Origin of the sequence: Mesorhizobium sp. CA15 (assembly GCF_020165215.1) — a bacterium.
GTDB lineage: Bacteria > Pseudomonadota > Alphaproteobacteria > Rhizobiales > Rhizobiaceae > Mesorhizobium.
This window is the reverse complement of the sequence record NZ_JAIUHQ010000013.1, coordinates 1-18,553: the sequence shown is the minus strand read 5'-3', so window position 1 is coordinate 18,553 and position 18,553 is coordinate 1. Positions and strand designations below refer to the sequence as shown.

Below are 18,553 nucleotides of genomic sequence, written 5' to 3'. Positions count from 1 at the left end.
TCCGGTGGCGATCGCATGTCGTATAGGCAACGCATGCAAACCTATCCGCAAAATTTCTCTTGAAATGTGCCCCCTCAGATGTCAGTTGTCTTACAACTGAACTGATCGAGGGAACGATGCTCAATTTCGATGAAGCCCGGTTTATGCGCATCCAATCGGGGGCGGTGGCCTTGCGCGAGCGCATTGAAGCCGTTGTGGCGCAGTGCCTCGCCGCCGGGGCGCAAAACATCTTCTTTCTCGGCACCGGCGGTGCAGCGATCCTGATGCATCCGGCGGCGCAATTGCTGCAGCGCCGATCTGGCTTTCCGGCCTTCGTCGACATCACCGCCGAGCTGCAGCTTGTCCAATCCGTGCACCTGACCGACAAATCGATTGCCGTGTTGCCCTCGCTCTCCGGCACGACCAAGGAAAGCGTGGCACTGCTGTCCCGGATCAAGGACGTCGGGGCGACGGTGATCACGCTGGTCGGACATGAGGAGACGCCGCTCGGCAAGGGCGGGGACCATGTTTTCGTCAACTTCGCCGAGGACGACACGTCCTGCGAATCCTTCTATCTCCAGTCGCTCTTCATCGCGCTTGCAGTGCTGAAGCATCGCGGCGAGCTCGCCGAATCCGAACGGATTTTCGCCGAACTGGAGCAGTTGCCGCGACTGTTGCTGGAGGTGAAGCGGAGCTATGAACAGGAAGCCGCCGGCTTCGCGCACAAACTGGCCGCCTCCGACTATCACATCATAACCGGCGCCGGGAATGTCTGGCCGCAGGCCTGGTATTACGGCATGTGCATCCTGGAGGAGATGCAGTGGATCCGGACCCGCCCCGTGCATGCTTCAGACTTTTTCCACGGCACGCTGGAGCTGGTGGACAAAGACGTCAGTGTCGTGCTCTTCAAGGGCGAGGACAGCGCCCGGCCGCTGGCCGATCGCGTCGAGAAATTCGCGCCTGCCTATACCGACAAGTTGACGGTGCTTGACACGGCCGATTTTGAATTGCCCGGCATTTCGCCGGATGTGCGCGCGCTGGTTTCGCCGATCGTGCTCGCGACCGCCCTCGAACGGGTCAGCGCGCATCTCGAGGTGATCCGTAACCACCCGTTGACGACGCGCCGCTACTATAAGCGCGTTGCCTATTGAGCTTAGCTATCGGCGTCAGCTTGATCGCAGCGCAGGATATGAGCAGCTTTCGATTTGCCGCCGTCGGCGACAACTGCATCGACCGCCTCGGAGCGCCGATTGGACGCTCGCTGGTCGGCGGCAACGCGCTCAACGTTGCCGTCCAGCTCGCGCGGCTTGGCCATAACAGCTTCTATTTCGGCGCGGTCGGCCGCGACGCAGAGGGCGAACGCACCCGCGCTGAGCTCGAAGCCAATCGGGTGGCGGTCAAGCACCTGCGCGTAGGCCAGCGCAACACCGCCTGGACCGACATCAACGTCTTGCCGTCCGGCGAGCGTTTGATCGCTGCCGAGGATTTCGGCGCCTGCGCCGGCTATGCGCCGGACCAGGTCGAACTGGCGATCCTGGGGACGATGGATCACGTCCATATCGGCTGGCTGGATGACGGCGGCGCTTTACGCAGGCGCCTGTCGCGGGCCGGGGTCAGCGTCTCGCAGGATATCTCGGTCAACGCCGATCCCGCCGATCTCGGTGTGGAGGGTTTGAGCATAGTTTTCTGCTCGACCGGCCAAAATCGCCACGTGGCGGAAGCGATGGCCGCCGATCTCCTGTCGCGCGGCGCAGGCTGCGCCGTCATCATGCGCGGTGCCGAGGGGTCGATGGCGCTGACGGCCCGCGAGCGCGCCGAGACCGGCATCCGCCCGGTCGAGGTCGTCGACACGACCGGCGCCGGCGACAGTTTCATCGCCGGTTTCCTGCATGCCTGGCTGGCGAGGAAGCCGCTGGTGCAATGCCTCGAAAGCGGCCGCGATCATGCCGCTCTGGCCTGCTGCCATCTCGGCGGCTTTCCCCAGGAGGGGATGCCCCATTGAAGCTCAGCGTTTGAGCGAGCGGCCGAACCGTTCCTCGATGCGGGACTGCAGGAATTCGAGCCCGATGGACAAAAGCCAATAGATCATCGAGGCGGTGATCAGCATCTCGATATGCCGGAACTCGGTCTGGCCCTGCGTGCGCGCCAGATACATGATCTCCCAGACCCCGACCACCGAGACCAGGGAGGAATCCTTCAGCATCGCGATGAACTGATTGCCCGTCGGCGGCACGATGACGCGCATCGCCTGCGGCAGGATCACCAGGAACATCGTCTGGTTGGGGCTGAGCCCAAGTGCGGTGGCGCCTTCCGTCTGGCCGCGCGGGATGCTTTCGATGCCAGCGCGGAAAATCTCGGTCATATAGGCGCCGTAGCAAAGCGACAGCGCCATGATCCCGGCAGGCACGGCCCCGATCACATAACCGACCTGCGGCAGGCCGAGATAGATGATGTAGATCTGCATCAGCAATGGCAGCCCGCGGAACAGTGAAGTGTAGAACGTTGCCAGGCCATAGACGATGCCGTTCTTGGAGAGCTTGGCTATGGCGCCGATGAAGGCGATGATCGTCGCGATGGCGATCGAAATGGCGGAAATATAGAGCGTGGTCACCACGCCCTGCGAGATGAGGAAACCGATCTTCCGGGCGATGAAAGAAAAGGACAGGTCAAAGGAATAGAAGAACAGCATCAGCAGCACGAACAGCTCGATCCATACCGCCACGATCTGCTGCTTGCGCCCGAGTTGCTGCAGCGCCTTCCAGTTGGCGGCCACGATCAGCGCGATCAGCACCGCCGAGACGGCTCGCGCCACCGCGGGATTGGCCGCAAGCCATTCGATCGAGCTCGGGATCAGCTTGCCGATCCAGTCTGCCTTGATGCCGAGACCGTAGAGGCCCGCGGCGAAAGCGGCGAGCGCCAGGCACACGCCGATGCGGCGCGTGGCGTCCGGATAATTGAGCAGCAGTCTGCCGATCACCTGTTGATATCCCTTCTGGTTAGCGGGGGCGTTCGCGCCACCAATCTTGCGCCTGCAGCTTCCAATAGGTGAGTTGCGCCGCGGCAAGGCCCACCGGTCCGCCTGCCCAGGCCAGTCCGAACGGCGCGAACAGAAGGTGGCGGTCCGACTGGCCGAGTACCGCCTCGGCGACCACCTTGCCGGCTATGGCCGTCGTGTTGATACCGTGCCCGCCAAACGCGGTGAGATACCAGGCGCCTGGCTGCAGCTGCCCGATCTGGGGCATCAGGTGGCGGGCATAGGCCATCAGCCCCGACCAGGCTAGTTCGGTCTTGAGCGCCGTGAGCTGGGGGTAGGTTCCAACCATCTCCCGGCGCAATTCCCTGGCCAGCGCCGCCGGCGAAGCGGCCCGCGTAGTGATGCGCCCGCCCCAGAGCAGCCGCTTTCCATCCTCCACGACACGGTAGTAGTCGCCGGCCCGGCGGTTATCGCCGACGGCATCCGTCGTCGCGATGGCGCCGGCGATGAGATCGGGGGCTTCCTCACTCAGCATCACATAGGTCGCGATCGGCAACATGGCCCGCTTCAGCCGACCGACCAGCGGCCCTGTATAGCCGCCGGTGGCAAACACCGCTTGCCGCGCGCGTACTTCGCCGCTTGCGGTGCGTAGCGTCTTGTGCGGGCCATCGAGTTTAGCCTCGATCGCGCTGGAGCCCTCGTAAATCCTGCCGCCCAGCCGCTCGATCTCCGCCCCGATGGCGCGCAGATAGTTCAGCGGATGCATGTGGAAGGCGTTGCCATCGCGCAGGCCCTGGTAGTAGCGCTCGGAACGCAGCACAGCGCGCACCTGGTCGCGCTCGAGATATTCGAGCGGATAGTCAAAATCCCGCGCCAGTTTCTCTGCATGAGCCCTCAGTTCGGCGCCGCCGTCATGGCGCAGCACGCCCATGATTCCGGGGCGAAGCTTCGCTACCGTGATGTCGAGATCCTTGATCGTCTGCCGCACGAAATCGACGCCTTCGATCGACAGCCGATGCAGCTCTCGTGCCGCCGACGCGCCGGCCATCGCGGCGATCTTGTCGCTGCCGGTTGCGAAGCCGGGGCTGACGAAGCCGCCGTTGCGGCCCGAGGCGCCGAAGCCGATGCTCTCGGCTTCGAGCAGCACGACCTGCTGCCTGGCGCGCGCCAGCTGCAGCGCCGTCGTCAGACCGGCCAGTCCGCCGCCGACAATGACCGTGTCGCATTCGGCCGGACCCGCGAGCGGTGGTCTGACCTTCTCGTCGGCAAGTGTACGGCGATAATAGGTGTCGGGATAAGTCATGATAGGTTCTGACGGAAGCAGGCGGCCTTGAGGGGCCGCCCGCGATGAGCGTCAATCGGCGCTGTAGTTCTTGCCGTACCACTTGGTGGTCAGCGTGGCGAGCGTGCCGTCTTTCTTCATCTGGTCGATGATGCCGCCGATCTTGGTGGTCCACTCGGCATCGCCCTTGTCGGCGATCACCACCAGCGGCTCGCGGAAGGCGTAGTCGCCCTCGATGATGCGCAGCGGATAACCGTTCTTGATGGCGTTTTGCGCGGTCTGCTCGGGCGCGATGACCGCGTCGAGCCGCACGCCGTCCCCAAGTCTCAAATCGTCGAAGGGCAGCATGGAATCGGCGAAAGTCCGGATTTCGCCAGGCTGCAGCTTGTATTCGATTGGCGGAAGGCCGGGAGCGTCGATCTCCAATTGGCGGCGGATAAAATCTTCCGAAGTGGTGGCGGTCTCGACGCCGATCACCTTGCCGTTCAGATCGTTCACCGATTTTGCCTTGCTGTCCTTGTGGACCACATAGACATAAGGGCTGTAATAATAGATGCCGGCGAAATCGATCACCCTGGCCCGGGCCTTGGTCGGCGTCACCGAGCCGACGCCAAGATCATAGCGGCCCTGCCAGTGGCCGCCGGTCATGGTCGCCCAATCGGGCGTCTCGAAGCTGACCTCGACGCCGAGGCGCTTGGCGATTTCTTTCGAGACGTCGATGTCGAAGCCGACCAACTGGTTGCTCTCGTCGAGAAAGCTCTGCGGTGGCCAGCCGCTGTTGGTCGCGACCACCATGGCCTTCTTGGTTGTGACGCGATCCAGGGTTTCTCCCGCCCACGCTGCCGACGCAAATGCGAGCGCGCCGGCAGCCAGCGCGAAACAAGCGATAAATCTCCTCACGAAACCTCCCTCTCGTATGTAAGATGTCTGACAACGCAACTTGTCCGTAAGGGGGAGGGTGAGTCAAGCGTCTTTATCGGCGCATCGTCGAGTTTGGCCTGCGATACGCGTTCCCGCCGTTGACCGGATCGGCATTGGTCGAATTTCTTGGGTTTTTATGCGATCGGCAGCCGGCTGCTGTGCGAATTCGCGGATCAGTCGGGCCGCCACCAGTTCTCGGCGGTCGGTGCTGATTACCGGGCGCGCCCAATCCATGCTGAAGACGTTGCTGGTTCATGGCAGGCGCGGGCGCTCGCCAATACGTCGGCGCAGGCTGCTGCTTCTCGGACAGTTGCTTCCGATCTGTCGCAGCACAAAAGGTCGCTTCTCGACTACGCTTAGGTCTGGTGATCGACACCCGCCGGACGCTCGGCCGGCGCGGATCCGAAATAGCCCATGATTTCCCGCGCTTCGCCGGCGTCGAAACGGCAAGCCAGTTCATAGGCAGGCTGGATCGCCAGCTTTGCCGATAGTCGGTGATCGGCTGGTTCACCTGGGCGTGCCGGCGAGCGGAATGCGGCGTGCGCACCGCCTTTTCGCGCCCCCATATGACGGGCTGTTGGTGATAGTTCAGAATGCCTGGATCGAAGGCCACGCCGATGAAGCGGCATAGCCGTTCGATGGAAAGCGCAGGCGATTCGATGAAGTCTTCATAACGCCACAGGATGCTTTCGCCCTTTTCGATACGCTCCATCGAGGCCTTGCTGTCGGCGATCCATCTTTGGAAAGCCTTGTCGAAATCGCCCTCGTAACGCTTCCCGAGCGAGGCCACGATGTCCCTGCCGTCACGCGTGACGACGATGAAGCGCGCGCCCGGGATCGTCTGGATGATCTGCCTCGTATAGTGGATATGGTTCGGGGTCTTTTCGACCCAGACGCTGCGGCGTGAAATGGCTGCCTGCAGCAAAACCGCGCTTAGCTTGGTCCATCGCGCCCCATCGCGTGAGACAAACGCGCTTGTCTCGCAGCGGACAGAGAAAATTTCCGGATGCGCAGCCAGTATCCGGGCGAGCAAAGTTGACCCCGTATGCCCGCATCCGCAAAATGAATATTGAAACCTTGGGCTTCGGAAGAAGCCGCACCACGCCTCTATTCACGATTTCGTTTCCCCGGAGATTCTAAGCAACCTTTCTCTTCCGGGGATTGCAATAGGGAATGCCTATATGCGGTCAGTGACGAACAGCTAATTGCTGCCGGCGCTTTGACCAGGAGGCAGGGTGGCTGGAGTGAAAGGCTCCGTTGTCAGGCCGGCAGCCCGAGTTGCTTTCGCAGGCTCTTGTCGAATGCCGATGCGGGGACGAAACGGCGCAGGAAACTGACTTGGCGCGCTGTCTTTCCCGCCGCATAGCGCCGCTTCGGAGCGGGATCGATCGCAGCCGCCAGAACGGTGTCGGCCACCACTTCGGGCGCATCGCCTTTGTCCATTGCCTTCCGCACGGCTACGGTCATGCCGGCGCGCGCGGCGTCATAGATCTCGAGCAACTGGTCCGGCTTGGCGAGGTTGTCTTCGAAGGAGGTACGCGTATAGGCCGGCTCGACCAATGCGACGCGAATTCCAAACGGCCGCACTTCGTGGTCAAGCGATTCGGAATACCCCTCAACGGCATGTTTGGTCGATGAATAAAGCGCGAAATAGGGGGCGGGGATGAACCCCTGCACTGAGCTCAAGTTGACGATCCTGCCCTTTCCTTGACGTCGCATGATCGGCAGCACCGCGTTGATCATACGGATGACACCGAAGACGTTCACGTCGAACAGAGCCTGGGCCTGTGCAGTCGAGGATTCCTCCGCGCCGCCGAGCAGGCCGATGCCGGCATTGTTGACCAGCACGTCGATGCGCCCAGCATCGGCCAGCACCTCATCGATCAGCTTCGCCACGGAGGCGTCATCGGTCACGTCGCAGGTCAGCATGGTAATACCGTCGCTTTTCTTGGAGGCCGCGCGACGGCTGGTTCCGAACACGCGAAAGCCGGCGCTCTGCAGCGCCTTGGCCGTTGCGTGCCCGATTCCGCTGGATGCCCCTGTGACAATGGCAACGCCAGGATTGGTCCTGTTCATGGAGATCACTTTCTTTGGTTGGACTGGAAAGCAGGAAAGGCTGGAGCAAAGAGCGTCAACCACGAGCGGCTCGACCGTTTACGCCGTGCTTGTCCCAGCGCCGGAACAGCACGCTGGCATTGACGCCGCCGAAGCCGAAGCCATTGGCGATCGCGTAGTCCATCTCCATCGGCCGGGCCCGGTTTGCGACGAAGTCTATTCCGTCGCCGGCCGGATCGGGGGCGCTCAAATTGAGGGTCGGCGGCGCCACCTGGTCCCTCAGCGCCAGGATGGTGAAGATCGCGCCAATCCCGCCGGCGGCACCGAGCAGGTGTCCGGTCGCCGACTTCGTTCCGCTGACGGCTATGGAGAAATCCGTGCCGAAGACGGTTTTGATCGCTTCGATTTCTCCCAGATCGCCCACCGGCGTGGAGGTCGCGTGCGCGTTGAGATGGCGGACCTCGTGCGGTGAAATGCCGGCCTGGGCAATCGCGATCTCCATCGCGCGGCGCGCGCCGTCCCCGTCTTCAGGGCCGGACGTGACGTGATGCGCATCCGCCGTCGTGCCGTAGCCAACGACCTCGGCGAGCGGTTGTGCCCCGCGCGCCAGTGCATGGTTCAATTCCTCGATGACCAGGATACCGGCGCCTTCGCCCATGACGAAGCCGTCCCGAGAGACGTCGAACGGACGCGAGGCCTGATCGGGACGGTGATTGAAGGAGGTTGAAAGCGAGCGTGCCGCCGCGAAGCCGCCCAGACTGACGACGTTCATGCAGGCTTCCGTGCCGCCGCACACGGCGATGTCGGCTTCATCGGCGCGGATGATGCGCGCCGCATCGCCGATCGCCTGAATGCCGGCGGCGCACGCCGTTACCGGCGCGCCGATGTGGCCCTTGAAGCCGTAACGAATCGTGATGTGGCCGGCGGCGAGGTTCACCAGGAAAGACGGCACCGTGAACGGCGAAAGACGCCGAACGCCGCGCTGGTCGACGGTCCGCACCGCCTCGGTTATGGCGGGGAACCCTCCGATACCTGAAGCAATGATCGTCGCGGTGCGAAGCCGATCCTTTTCCGACTCCGGCTTCCATCCCGCCTGGGCAAGCGCCTCTTCCGCCGCCGCCAGCGCGAATAGGATGAAGCGATCGATCTTGCGCTGATCCTTCGGCGCCAGGAAGGCATTCGCATCGAGGCCGGCCTCGGGATCCTCCTCCAGGGAAAGAACCGTTCCGCCGATCTTTGTCGGCAGGGTTTCCACCATGTCCTCAGGAAGCCTTCGGATGCCCGAGCGGCCGGCCAGGAGACGCGACCACGACGCCTCGATATTTGCGGCAAGGGGCGTGACCGCGCCCATGCCCGTGATAACAATCCGTCGCATCTATTCTCCTATCGAACTGAGTAGCCAGCCCGCGCCGGTCAGACGCTGACGGTGTCGCGAACCTGTTCGGCCGCTGCATCCAGAAAGGCCTGGGCGAGGTCGGGATCATTGACGACGCGCGAGAGAACCACCGCACCGACCATCGTCGAGAGGACGGCCATGGCTTTTTCACCGGTTTCCTCCTTCTCAGTCCTGGCAATCATCCTGCCGAGCACTTCAAGATATGCTTTGATGCCGACTTCGAACGACGCTTTCACCTCGGTCCCCTGTCTGGCCACATCCGACCCGAGCGCCGCGACCGGGCAGCCGTCCATCCTTTCCTCACGATGGCCCATGCTGAGATAGAACTCGATCACCGCCCCAAGCGGATCGCCGGGATTCGCTGCGGTCGCCGCCGTCCATCTGTCGGCAGCGCTCTCCATCGCGCGCCTGGAAGCTTGCGCGGCAAGGTCCTCCTTTGACGCGAACTGCTTATAGAAAGCGCCTTGGGTCAGCCCGGCGCCCTTCATCAGGTCCTTAAGGCCGATACCGTCAAAGCCGTGCTCTCGAAAAAGCCGGCTTGCGACATCGATCACGGTTTGCCGGTTCCGCTCAGCCTGAATGCGGCTCACGCGCATCGTCGACCTCCATATTTTAGATTATGTACGACATCTATAATTCAGTTAGAAGCCGCACGCAATCTATCAATGGGCGGCGTCCCACGTAGCGGTTTGCTACGGGCTGAATGTGCCTGCGGCAGGCCTAGATCATTTTCGATGCCGAAGCGCTGCGACGATCACCGCCATCGTCTCGGCGTTGCCGGCGGCGACGGCGGTAAAGGCAAGTGCCGATGCAAGAAGGCCGATTGCCGGAAGACGAAATGCGGTCATTGTGACCTCCTCAGACTGGCCGGAGCAAAACCCGCGGGAAACCGTTAGGTCCCATTAAGACCATGCAGGAAACCGCAAGGATGGCACAATCTGTCGACAAACAGGAACCGCTCGCCTTCCGCTTCGCCGATGATGGGCTGGTGCCCAATCATCCGCGCTGGCCCATGCTCTTCTATCCCGGCGCCGTGCAGCTGCCGGACGAAAGCGATCCGGCTGCCGTTTTCGAGGATATTTTCGGCGCCAATGGCTGGGGCGACAGCTGGCGCAACGGCATCTACGACTTCGTCCACTATCACTCGCGCATTCACGAGGTGCTGGGCATCGCGCGCGGCACCGCCGACATCCGCTTCGGCGGCGATAAAGGCAAGGTGCTGGAGGTGAAGGCGGGCGACGTGGCGGTCCTGCCGGCCGGCACCGGCCATCAGCGCCTGTCCGGCTCCGCCGATCTTCTCGTCGTCGGCGCCTATCCGCCCTTCGGCACCTATGATTTGTGCCGCGACCCCGAGCAGCATGCCGAGGCGCTGCGCAGCATCCCGACGGTCGGCCGGCCCGACAAGGATCCGCTCTTCGGCGGCGACGGGCCGCTGCTGAAAGCCTGGAGCGAAGGCTGAAATGGCAAGCATCGTCGCCATCGAACATGTGACGCTGGACGGTGTCTTCCAGGCGCCGGGGCGCGCCGACGAAGACACACGCAATGGTTTTGCGCACGGCGGTTGGGGCAATCCAGGCAGCGACTCGAAGATGCAGGAGGTCATCGGACGCGCCATGGCCGGCGGCTGGTCGTTGCTCGCCGGCCGGACGACTTATGAGGATCTTCACGAAGCCTGGGCTGTTCGTCAGCCGGCCAGTCCGATGACCGGGGCGCTGACCGGCGCACGGAAGTTCGTCGCCTCGCATGACGCCGGCTATGAGCCGCGCTGGGAGAATTCGGCGCTGCTTGCCGGCGATGCCGGGGAGACGGTGCGCGCGCTGAAGCAAGGTCACGACGAGGCGCTGATTGTGTTCGGCAGCGGCAAGCTGCTGCGCGCGCTGATGCGGCACGGGCTTGTCGATGAGCTGGTGCTGATGGTCCACCCTCTGGTGCTGGGCACAGGCTCGCGCCTTTTCGAGCCGGGGCAGGCGCCCTCGATGCTGAAGCTGTCCAACCAGGTGTCGACCGCGACGGGGGTGGCGATCCTCACTTATGCATTCGATGGCAAGGCCGCGGCGGAGCGGCCAGAATAACCGGAACCCGCGGTCCTTCCTCTATGGATAATGCGTTTTCTTCGGCGCGTAGCTTGCCGGATCGAAATCGAGCTCCTTCGGCAGCGGCTGGCTCGAGCATTGCAGGTGCATCTGGCGGGCGAGAAGCCGTCGCTGCTGGTGCTCATGCTCCTTGACCGCCGCCACCATCCCCATGCTGTAAGGGCCAAGCAGCACACCGAACCCCCAGCCGGGATGGTCCTTCTCGCGCTGGGCGTAGTCCGATGCCGCGGCGCGGGCCTGCTGGCATTCCGGCGATGCCCATTTCGGATCCTGCTGCGACAGCGAAGCGCCATTATCGGCGGCAGAGGACACGCATCCCGCCGCTGCCGCGCAGAGCGCAACGAGCACCGCAATTCTCATCGTTTGAGTCCCTGCTAATTCAAGGCGGAGAGAACACAGAACGCTCCTTCGCACAAGCGAGATAGCGAAAAGCAACGGGCAGGGCGGGATAGCCGCCATCGTCGTCCTTCGGCGCTCCCGAGATTTTTTCAACGTCCCGTTCCGTTTGCCCCCACCATTTCGTCCTTGGTTCCGTCCCACCGAAAAAGGAGAACCGCAATGGCTGGAATGGTCGTCATCTACAAGCAGCCGGTTGACGCGGAGGCGTTCGACAAGCATTATTTCGAGACGCACATACCGCTGGCCAAGAAAATCCCGGGTCTGAGGAAATACGAGGTCAGCCAGGGGCCGATCACGGTGGTGGCCGGCCCATCCGATGTCTACCTGATCGGGACAATTTATTTTGACGATCTCGAAGCGATGAAGAGGGCTTTCGCAAGCCCGGAGGGAAAGGCGGCCGGGGCGGACCGCCGGCTTTACGCACCCGATGAATCGGGGGTCCAGATGTTCCTCTTCGACAGCAGGGAAGTTTGAGCCCGCGGCCGAGACAGGACGATCGGCCGCCGAGAACCGCGGCCGCGTCGCTGCTCATGTCGACTTTGCCCGCTCGATGTCGATGCGTTTTTGCTCCGCCACGGCGATCGCGGTTTCCATCGCGGCATCCAGATCGGCCATCGCTTCCAGATGGCCGTGATCGACGATCGACTTGCGAAGCATGCGCATGGCCAGCAACGCGTCGTCCAATGCCTGTTCGACGTTTTTGACCATGACCGGGTCAGCCTTTGCGCCGGCTGCGCTTGTTCGGCGCCGGATCGTCGGCGGTCGGCTTGTCCGGACGATTTGCCAGGGCCTTGCGCGCCAGCGCCTCGGCCGCCGACCGGTCCGGATTGCCGGCCGGTATCGTGACCGCGCCGGGCATCGCAGCACCCGGCTGTTCGCCCAAGCCGTTGTCCTCGCGCTCGATTTCCTCGCAAGCCTGATGCCAGTGCTCCTCGTCCTGGCCATTCGCTTCGCCGCTGCGTTGCCAGATCTCATAGGCGCGGCGCTTGATGCGTTCGTATTTGTCGGTCGCCATTGTCCGATCCTCCGTCATCTGTTCAAACGCGCGCTGGCCGCGAATGATCCGTGACGGGGACAGGGAACGGATAGGTCGCGGCTCAGAACCTGCGGCTGAGATAGGCCGATCCGCCGAGGCCAAAGCGCCACTCGGCTTCCACGCCCTTGGTGAGGCCGATCCGGCGACCGGCGAGGATTGCGGCCGGGTCGGCCTCGGAACGGGCGAACTCGAACGGCGGCGCGGTAAGCGAGAGCCCGTTATGCGAACCGTCGATGTCCAGCGCCTGGCAGAGCTTGCCGGGACCGGAGCAGAGCAGCCGGTCGTCATCCGTTCCGCGCCGCTCGCGCATCGCGGCGATGCCGGATTGCGGCTGGATGGCGCGGATCAGCACGGCGCTGCCCGGCAGGCACACCGCGTTCAGGCACCAATGCAGCCCATAGGAACGATAGACATAGGCGTCGCCGGGCACGCCGTACATCGGCGCGTTGCGCGGCGTGCGGCCGCGAAAGCTGTGCGATGCGGGGTCGTCGGGCCGGTAAGCCTCGGTCTCGACGATGATCCCGCCGACGCCGGCGAGCCCAAGCCTGGCGCCGATCAGGGCGCGCGCGACGATAACCGCGTCGCGGGCGAAGAAATCGGGCCCGACACTAGGCGGCATGGCGATCGGCGTCGTTCGGACAGCTCATCATCGCCGTCCGCTCAGCCCAAAAGATTGCGCGCCGCGCGCATGAAGATCCGCGAGCCGATCGGGATAAGATCATCCGGGAAATCATAGTCGGGGTTGTGCAGGGAAGGGTGCCTTTCGCCGGCGCCGAGGAAGAACATCGCCGACCTCGCATTGTGGCCGAAAATACCGAAATCCTCCGAGGCGCGCATCGGCAGCGCGTCTTCGCTGCGCGCAATGCCTTCCGCGTCGAGCGCGCGGTTGAGATGCTCCACAGCGTCCGGCGCATTGACGCTGGCGAGGAAGATCTCGTGATAGTCGAAGCGAACGGCAAGGCCGTGCTTCGCGGCGATTTTTGCCGCGAGCGCCTCCGCCGCGGCGACCTGCTCGGCCATGCGCTCGTCGCGGCGGGTGCGCAGCGTCGCCCACACTTCGGCATAGCCGGGCGCGATGCCGAACACGGCTTCGCCCATCGCGCAATGGGTGACGGTCACCATGCCGAAATCGTCGTCGGTGAAGGTCCCGCGCCCGAGCGCCGGCAGCGCCGGCATCAGCTCGCTCACCGCCGGCATCGGCGATACACCTGTCTCCGGCATCGAGGAATGCGCTGTCTTGCCCTCGAGCACGACGCGCATGCCGCGCGAGGCGCAGTTGACGGTGCCGGCCTTCAGCCGCACCTCGCCGAACGGCACGCCCGGCAGGTTGTGCAGCGAAAACGCAAAATCCGGCTGGATCTCGCCAAAGCGCGGATCGGCGACGACCCCCGCCGCGCCGTTGCCTGTTTCCTCGGCCGGCTGGAACATCAGGACGACGCGGCCGCGCGCCGGTCTTTCGCGTCCGAATTGGCGACCGAGCGCGGCCAGGATCGCGGTGTGCCCGTCATGGCCGCACATATGCGACTTGCCCGGCACCTCGGAGGCATGGGCGACGCCCGAAAGCTCCGCGATCGGCAGCGCGTCGAGCTCCGAGCGGAACAGCACGGTCGGGCCGGCCTTCCCGCTGTCATAGACCGCCGCCACGCCATGGCCGCCGAGCCCGGTCAGCACCTTGTCCGGCCCGGTATCGGCGAGGAAATTCACCACCTCTTTCGCGGTCCTTTCCTCCTCATTCGAAATTTCCGGGTGGCGGTGCAGCTTGCGCCGCCATTCGGTGAGCTCGACGATGTCTCGATTGGTCAGGGTCATGGGTTGGGGCTCCGATCGGCTTGCGGGTCACACCAAACACGATAGGGCTTTTCTCGCGCCGTGCCATGCCGAGCATTTCAAATAGTCCATCGGCGAATTCGTGCAAGAAATGCCACGTAAACCGCTGAAATCCTTAACACGATTTTCATTCCGCTCGCCTACCCATTAGAGACATGAAAAGGCATGACGAGCGGCTGGTGTCGGGTCCCTCATCCGAGGGAAGGAGCGAAGCCGTGGAAGCCGGCATCCTGCGCGACCAGCTTGCGGATCTGAGCAAGGGCGTCTTCATCTCGATGCCGATCGGCACGGTGCTCTCGGCCTTGATCCTGGCGGTGCAGCTCTTGTCGGGGGGCGGCCTCGCCGCGGTGCTGTGGTTCGTGGCGATCGCCTTGATCAACGGCGCGCGCGTGGCGCTTGCCGTCACCCAATCGGAAGCCGCCGGTGACAACCCGAGGGCGGTGGGCGCCCGGCTTTCGCTTTATGGCCTGATGGCGCTTGCCTCGGGTGTCGCCTGGTCTTTTCTGGCGCTGCTGAGCGACGGATACACGACCAGCCAGGCGCCGCTCTATCTGATCGTGCTCGCCGGCACTTCGGCCGGTTCGGTCACCTACGGAACCTCCTATGCGCCGGCTTCGATCAATTTCATTATCCTGCCGCTCCTCACCGCCGCCGGCTGCGTGCTTGCCAAGGGCGGCGTTGAAAATTACGTGCTCGCCTTCACCGTGCTGCTTTTCCTTGGCGGCATGGTCAGGAGCGCGCTGCTCGGGCAATTCCGCTTCCGCGAGACGAGCCGGCTCAAATACGAGGCGCGCGAATTCGCCGCCGAGATGGAGCGCAACTCCAGGCGCGACCCGCTGACGAATCTGCTCAACCGCTATGGGCTGGAGCAGGCGATTGCCAAGCTCGGGCTCTCCGACGGCCCGTTCGTGGCCATGCTGATCGACCTCGATGGCTTCAAATCCGTCAACGACACCTATGGCCACAACATCGGCGACGACCTTTTGGTCAGGGTGGCGCGCCGGATCGAGGACCACGCTCCGCAAGGTGCCACGATCGCGCGCATCGGCGGCGACGAGTTCGTGCTGCTTTTCTCCGCCGGCAGGTCGCAGCAAGCGGCCGGCGAGCTTGCATCCGCCATCATCGCTGCCATCGCCAATCCGGATCCGGAGTTGAATTCGGTGCGCGTCGGCGCCTCGATCGGCATCTACCAATCGGAAAAGCCGCGACTGACCGAGATGCTGCTCAAGGCGGATTTCGCGCTCTATGCCGCCAAGCGCGGCGGTAGGAACGAATATTGTCTCTTCGACGCCGGGCTGGACGCCGCGCTGGAACGCAAGAATTGCATCGAGCGCGACCTGCGCGGCGCCATCGAAACCGGCACGCTCTGCTCCTGGTTCCAGCCTTTGGTGCGGCTCGATACCAACGCGGTGGTCGGTTTCGAGGCGCTGCTGCGCTGGCACCATGATGTCCATGGCGCCATCTCGCCACCCGAGATCGTCACTGCCGCGCGCGAAACCGGGCTGCTTTCGCTTCTGACCGAGACGGTGTTCTTCAATTGCTGCGCCATCATCGCGGAGCTCGTGAAGCATGGGCGCCGCGATGTTCGCGTCGCGATGAACCTCTCGCCGCGCGAGCTCGAGGCCGGCAATGTCGACGACATGATCCTCGACGGCCTGAAGGCCAAGGACGTGCCTGCCGCGATGCTCGAGATCGAGATCACCGAGGAGGCGCCGGTCGACCGCGACCGGGTCGACGAAAAGGTCGGGCGCCTGGCGGATGCGGGCATATCGATCGTGCTCGACGATTTCGGCACCGGCTTCTCGACCCTGGTTTCACTCAAGGACAGCCGCATCCGCAAGATCAAGATCGACAAGGATTTCGTGCGCGACCTGGCGAAATCCCTCGAGGACCAGGCCGTGGTCGAGGCGGTGATCGGCCTCGGCCGGACGCTGGGCATCGAGGTGATGGCCGAGGGGGTCGAGACCGACGCCGACCGTATGATCCTGCGCTCGCTGGGCTGCGTGATTGGGCAAGGCTATCTTTTCTCGGCCGCGCTCCCCCTGGGCGATGCGCTCGCCTTCGACGCGACCGGTAGTTCCGCCACCGAGGCCCTTTTCGAGCCTCGGCGCACGCCCAAGAGCGGCAGCGCCGCCTGATTGGCCACCGCCAAGGGCATTCATTGACTTGGCGGGCAACCGGCATCGGAAGGACAGGGTAGCCGCGACCCGCGTGAAACCTTTTGATTTTTGGGCCGTTGTGGCGCGATGTCCCCGGCCAAGCACAAACCGAAACCGGCCGACAGCGCCACGCAGCGCGGTGCAAGCAAGCCGCGTTCGGCGCCGCCGCGCCAGGACAAGCCGCGCCAGTCGGAACCGCGCGGTGCCCCGAAGCCGCGCGCGCAGAGGGCGCGGGAAGACACACGGCACGAAGACCGGCTGAAAGACGACAAGGCACAGCAACGCAAGCCGCAGGCCGGCGAGGCCGAAGAAAAGGCATCCGCTGACGCCGCGCCGGAAGCCATCGGCCATGCCGGGTCGCCGCCGCCCGAGGCGATCGAGCCGGATCCCGAGCTTTCGCCCGAGGAGGCCGTGCGGGCGCGCAAGAGATATCTGCTGCGGCGCTTCTGGATCAGCGGGCGCGGCTATTGGGGTTTGCGCGGCGACAGGCTTGCCTGGCCGCTGACGATCGGGCTGCTCACGCTGATCTGCGTCAATGTCGGCTTCCAATACGGCATCAACCGCTGGAACCGCGCCATCTTCGACGCCATCGAGCTGCGCGACGCGCACACCGTCTACTGGTTGAGCGCCGTCTTCCTGCCGCTGGTCGCCGGCAGCATCAGCCTGGTGGTCGCGCAAGTGTACCTGCGCATGACCATGCAGCGCCGCTGGCGCTCCTGGCTGACCACGGCCGTCATCCAGCGCTGGCTGGCCAGCGGCCGCTACTACCAGCTCAACCTCGTCAAGGGCGACCATGCCAACCCCGAGGCCCGCCTGACCGAGGATCTGCGCATCGCCACCGAATCGCCGGTCGACTTCATCGCCGGTGTCCTCAACGCCTTCCTGTCGGCCTCGACCTTCATCGTGGTGCTGTGGACGATCGGCGGCGCGCTGAGCTTTTCGCTGGGCGGTTCCACCATCACCGTGCCCGGCTTCCTCGTCGTCACCGCGGTCATCTACGCAGCGATCACCTCGACCTCGATGTTCGCCATCGGCCGCCGCTTCGTCCAGCTTTCCGAGGACAAGAACCAGGCCGAGGCCGAGTTCCGTTACGTGCTGACGCGCGTGCGCGAGAATGGCGAAAGCATCGCGCTGCTGGGCGGCGAGGAGGAGGAGAACGCCGGCATCGACCGCACCTTCGCCGGCGTGCTTGGCCGCTGGGCGCGGCTCACCGGCCAGCACATGCGCACGGCACTGGTCTCGCAAGGCTCCAGCCTGTTCGCGCCGGTGGTGCCGGTGCTTCTATGCGCGCCGAAATTCCTCGACGGCTCGATGACGCTGGGCCAGGTGATGCAGGCGGCCTCCGCCTTCGCCATCGTGCAGGGCGCCTTCGGCTGGCTGGTCGACAATTATCCGCGCCTGGCCGACTGGAACGCCTCGGCCCACCGCATCGCCTCGCTGATGATGTCGCTGGATGGGCTGGAGCGCGCCGAGGAGAACGACAAGCTCGGCCGCATCCAGCGCGGCGAGACCGCAGACGGCGCGATGCTCAGCCTCAACAATGTTTCCGTGACGCTCGACGACGGCACCGCCGTGGTCAAGGAAACCGAGGTGGAGATCGCGCCCGGCGAGCGCGTGCTGGTCTCGGGCGAATCCGGTTCGGGCAAGTCGACGCTGGTGCGCGCCATCGCAGGCCTCTGGCCCTGGGGCAGCGGCAGCGTCGATTTCCACCCGGGCAAGCGCCTCTTCATGCTGCCGCAGCGCCCCTACATCCCGTCCGGCACGCTGCGCCGCGCCACCGCCTATCCCGCCCCCGCCGAGAATTGGAAGACGAAAGAGATCAATGCGGCCCTCGACAAGGTCGGCCTCGGCTATCTGAAGAGCCGGCTGGAGGAAGAGGCGCCCTGGGACCAGACGCTGTCGGGCGGCGAGAAGCAGCGTCTCGCCTTTGCCCGCCTGCTGCTGCACGCGCCGGACATCGTGGTGCTCGACGAGGCGACCTCGGCGCTGGACGAGAAGAGCCAGGACAAGATGATGCGGACGGTGATCAAGGTGCTGCCCCAGGTCACCATCATCAGCGTCGCCCACCGCGCCGAGCTGGAAGCCTTCCACACGCGAAAGATCACGCTGGAGAGGCGTGAGGGCGGGGCGCGGCTGGTGAGCGATGTCGAGCTCGCGCCGAAGAAGCGCGCGCCGGGCTTGCTGCAGCGCGCGCTGTGGGGCAGCGGCGGCGATAAGGGATAGCGGCACTCTGACGTCGTGCGCAATCGCCGGCGGCGCTTCCCCAATCGCCAAGCGCGCGGCCTTCGCAAGCCTGGGTTCCCGGCCCCACAAAATGGGCTACGCTACGCACACAACCTCTGTGACTGGCGTGAGTGATCGACCTGAGGCTTGATTGCCAGGTGGTTCCCCCAATCCGTCGCTGCTTCGCAGCGCCACCTTTCCCCCCTCCG

20 protein-coding genes are annotated in these 18,553 nt (G+C 64.3%); 7 read left to right on the top strand and 13 right to left on the bottom strand.

From position 1 onward, the window contains the following. The first annotated feature begins 116 nt into the window (after window positions 1–116). Both LB515_RS19790 and LB515_RS19785 read left to right on the top strand, forming a co-directional pair. The gene (locus tag LB515_RS19790) at window positions 117–1,130 is read left to right on the top strand and encodes an SIS domain-containing protein (RefSeq protein WP_224708713.1); all 1,014 of its coding nucleotides are present in this window, start codon (window positions 117–119) and stop codon (window positions 1,128–1,130) included. Window positions 1,131–1,168: 38 nt separating this feature from the next. After that, entirely contained in the window at window positions 1,169–1,981 is an 813-nt protein-coding gene (locus tag LB515_RS19785) for a PfkB family carbohydrate kinase (protein WP_224708712.1), read from the top strand. A 3-nt stretch (window positions 1,982–1,984) separates the two neighbouring features. Here LB515_RS19785 and LB515_RS19780 read toward each other — a convergent pair whose 3' ends face one another. The 8 genes from LB515_RS19780 to LB515_RS28195 all read right to left on the bottom strand — a co-directional run bounded on the left by LB515_RS19780 (window position 1,985) and on the right by LB515_RS28195 (window position 9,455). Continuing rightward, entirely contained in the window at window positions 1,985–2,956 is a 972-nt protein-coding gene (locus tag LB515_RS19780) for an amino acid ABC transporter permease (protein ID WP_224708711.1), read from the bottom strand. A gap of 19 nt (window positions 2,957–2,975) precedes the next feature. Next, window positions 2,976–4,256 carry an NAD(P)/FAD-dependent oxidoreductase gene (locus tag LB515_RS19775; protein WP_224708710.1) on the bottom strand — a complete coding sequence of 427 codons (1,281 nt, stop codon included), beginning with the start codon at window positions 4,254–4,256 and terminating at the stop codon, window positions 2,976–2,978. A gap of 51 nt (window positions 4,257–4,307) precedes the next feature. Next, window positions 4,308–5,135, bottom strand: coding sequence for a transporter substrate-binding domain-containing protein (locus tag LB515_RS19770; protein ID WP_140847683.1), 828 nt, complete (start codon window positions 5,133–5,135; stop codon window positions 4,308–4,310). Between the two features lie 73 nt (window positions 5,136–5,208). Next, window positions 5,209–6,081 (bottom strand): sulfotransferase, encoded by an 873-nt coding sequence (locus LB515_RS19765; RefSeq protein ID WP_318012635.1) that lies wholly within the window; start codon window positions 6,079–6,081, stop codon window positions 5,209–5,211. Between the two features lie 335 nt (window positions 6,082–6,416). Next, the gene (locus tag LB515_RS19760; RefSeq protein WP_224708792.1) at window positions 6,417–7,232 is read right to left on the bottom strand and encodes an oxidoreductase; all 816 of its coding nucleotides are present in this window, start codon (window positions 7,230–7,232) and stop codon (window positions 6,417–6,419) included. 55 nt (window positions 7,233–7,287) lie between these two features. Further along, window positions 7,288–8,586 carry a beta-ketoacyl-ACP synthase II gene (fabF, locus tag LB515_RS19755; RefSeq protein WP_224708708.1) on the bottom strand — a complete coding sequence of 433 codons (1,299 nt, stop codon included), beginning with the start codon at window positions 8,584–8,586 and terminating at the stop codon, window positions 7,288–7,290. Window positions 8,587–8,624: 38 nt separating this feature from the next. After that, window positions 8,625–9,203: a TetR/AcrR family transcriptional regulator gene (locus LB515_RS19750; RefSeq protein ID WP_224708707.1), complete on the bottom strand. Its 579-nt coding sequence runs from the start codon at window positions 9,201–9,203 to the stop codon at window positions 8,625–8,627. Window positions 9,204–9,332: 129 nt separating this feature from the next. Continuing rightward, the gene (locus tag LB515_RS28195; RefSeq protein ID WP_263490347.1) at window positions 9,333–9,455 is read right to left on the bottom strand and encodes a hypothetical protein; all 123 of its coding nucleotides are present in this window, start codon (window positions 9,453–9,455) and stop codon (window positions 9,333–9,335) included. 80 nt (window positions 9,456–9,535) lie between these two features. Here LB515_RS28195 and LB515_RS19745 point away from each other — a divergent pair, with 80 nt between their 5' ends. Together LB515_RS19745 and LB515_RS19740 are read left to right on the top strand one after the other, a co-directional pair. Next, window positions 9,536–10,066 (top strand): cupin, encoded by a 531-nt coding sequence (locus LB515_RS19745; protein WP_224708706.1) that lies wholly within the window; start codon window positions 9,536–9,538, stop codon window positions 10,064–10,066. A gap of 1 nt (window position 10,067) precedes the next feature. Next, window positions 10,068–10,679 (top strand): dihydrofolate reductase family protein, encoded by a 612-nt coding sequence (locus tag LB515_RS19740; RefSeq protein ID WP_224708705.1) that lies wholly within the window; start codon window positions 10,068–10,070, stop codon window positions 10,677–10,679. Window positions 10,680–10,700: 21 nt separating this feature from the next. Here LB515_RS19740 and LB515_RS19735 read toward each other — a convergent pair whose 3' ends face one another. Next, on the bottom strand, window positions 10,701–11,060 hold the full coding sequence (locus LB515_RS19735; protein WP_224524662.1) for a hypothetical protein: 360 nt from the start codon (window positions 11,058–11,060) through the stop codon (window positions 10,701–10,703). A 198-nt stretch (window positions 11,061–11,258) separates the two neighbouring features. Here LB515_RS19735 and LB515_RS19730 point away from each other — a divergent pair, with 198 nt between their 5' ends. Beyond that, window positions 11,259–11,573 (top strand): EthD family reductase, encoded by a 315-nt coding sequence (locus LB515_RS19730; protein WP_224708704.1) that lies wholly within the window; start codon window positions 11,259–11,261, stop codon window positions 11,571–11,573. Between the two features lie 54 nt (window positions 11,574–11,627). On the opposite strand, the gene LB515_RS19725 is transcribed toward LB515_RS19730, so the two are convergent. The 4 genes from LB515_RS19725 to LB515_RS19710 all read right to left on the bottom strand — a co-directional run bounded on the left by LB515_RS19725 (window position 11,628) and on the right by LB515_RS19710 (window position 13,944). Next, complete coding sequence (locus LB515_RS19725) at window positions 11,628–11,807, bottom strand: hypothetical protein (RefSeq protein ID WP_224634543.1); 180 nt, start codon at window positions 11,805–11,807, stop codon at window positions 11,628–11,630. A 7-nt stretch (window positions 11,808–11,814) separates the two neighbouring features. After that, window positions 11,815–12,114, bottom strand: coding sequence for a DUF2934 domain-containing protein (locus LB515_RS19720; RefSeq protein ID WP_224708703.1), 300 nt, complete (start codon window positions 12,112–12,114; stop codon window positions 11,815–11,817). Between the two features lie 82 nt (window positions 12,115–12,196). After that, a complete protein-coding gene (locus LB515_RS19715) occupies window positions 12,197–12,754 on the bottom strand; it encodes a DNA-3-methyladenine glycosylase (RefSeq protein ID WP_095768239.1) in 558 nt (185 codons plus the stop codon). A 41-nt stretch (window positions 12,755–12,795) separates the two neighbouring features. Further along, window positions 12,796–13,944 (bottom strand): amidohydrolase, encoded by a 1,149-nt coding sequence (locus LB515_RS19710; RefSeq protein WP_224708702.1) that lies wholly within the window; start codon window positions 13,942–13,944, stop codon window positions 12,796–12,798. Window positions 13,945–14,177: 233 nt separating this feature from the next. Here LB515_RS19710 and LB515_RS19705 point away from each other — a divergent pair, with 233 nt between their 5' ends. Together LB515_RS19705 and LB515_RS19700 are read left to right on the top strand one after the other, a co-directional pair. Then, window positions 14,178–16,100: a putative bifunctional diguanylate cyclase/phosphodiesterase gene (locus LB515_RS19705; protein WP_224524658.1), complete on the top strand. Its 1,923-nt coding sequence runs from the start codon at window positions 14,178–14,180 to the stop codon at window positions 16,098–16,100. A gap of 108 nt (window positions 16,101–16,208) precedes the next feature. Then, window positions 16,209–18,344, top strand: a complete 2,136-nt coding sequence (locus LB515_RS19700) for an ABC transporter ATP-binding protein/permease (RefSeq protein WP_224638419.1) — start codon at window positions 16,209–16,211, stop codon at window positions 18,342–18,344. The last annotated feature ends 209 nt before the right edge of the window (window positions 18,345–18,553 follow it).

What these genes read in the sequence shown, in the direction of transcription:
- LB515_RS19750 (WP_224708707.1), bottom strand. Translation starts at nt 9,203, where the DNA reads ATGCGCGTGAGCCGCATTCAGGCTGAGCGGAACCGGCAAACCGTGATC.
- LB515_RS19730 (WP_224708704.1), top strand. Translation starts at nt 11,259, where the DNA reads ATGGCTGGAATGGTCGTCATCTACAAGCAGCCGGTTGACGCGGAGGCG.
- fabF (WP_224708708.1), bottom strand. Translation starts at nt 8,586, where the DNA reads ATGCGACGGATTGTTATCACGGGCATGGGCGCGGTCACGCCCCTTGCC.
- LB515_RS19790 (WP_224708713.1), top strand. Translation starts at nt 117, where the DNA reads ATGCTCAATTTCGATGAAGCCCGGTTTATGCGCATCCAATCGGGGGCG.
- LB515_RS19715 (WP_095768239.1), bottom strand. Translation starts at nt 12,754, where the DNA reads ATGCCGCCTAGTGTCGGGCCCGATTTCTTCGCCCGCGACGCGGTTATC.
- LB515_RS19760 (WP_224708792.1), bottom strand. Translation starts at nt 7,232, where the DNA reads ATGAACAGGACCAATCCTGGCGTTGCCATTGTCACAGGGGCATCCAGC.
- LB515_RS19785 (WP_224708712.1), top strand. Translation starts at nt 1,169, where the DNA reads ATGAGCAGCTTTCGATTTGCCGCCGTCGGCGACAACTGCATCGACCGC.
- LB515_RS28195 (WP_263490347.1), bottom strand. Translation starts at nt 9,455, where the DNA reads ATGACCGCATTTCGTCTTCCGGCAATCGGCCTTCTTGCATCGGCACTT.
- LB515_RS19775 (WP_224708710.1), bottom strand. Translation starts at nt 4,256, where the DNA reads ATGACTTATCCCGACACCTATTATCGCCGTACACTTGCCGACGAGAAG.
- LB515_RS19725 (WP_224634543.1), bottom strand. Translation starts at nt 11,807, where the DNA reads ATGGTCAAAAACGTCGAACAGGCATTGGACGACGCGTTGCTGGCCATG.
- LB515_RS19710 (WP_224708702.1), bottom strand. Translation starts at nt 13,944, where the DNA reads ATGACCCTGACCAATCGAGACATCGTCGAGCTCACCGAATGGCGGCGC.
- LB515_RS19745 (WP_224708706.1), top strand. Translation starts at nt 9,536, where the DNA reads ATGGCACAATCTGTCGACAAACAGGAACCGCTCGCCTTCCGCTTCGCC.
- LB515_RS19735 (WP_224524662.1), bottom strand. Translation starts at nt 11,060, where the DNA reads ATGAGAATTGCGGTGCTCGTTGCGCTCTGCGCGGCAGCGGCGGGATGC.
- LB515_RS19700 (WP_224638419.1), top strand. Translation starts at nt 16,209, where the DNA reads ATGTCCCCGGCCAAGCACAAACCGAAACCGGCCGACAGCGCCACGCAG.
- LB515_RS19720 (WP_224708703.1), bottom strand. Translation starts at nt 12,114, where the DNA reads ATGGCGACCGACAAATACGAACGCATCAAGCGCCGCGCCTATGAGATC.
- LB515_RS19740 (WP_224708705.1), top strand. Translation starts at nt 10,068, where the DNA reads ATGGCAAGCATCGTCGCCATCGAACATGTGACGCTGGACGGTGTCTTC.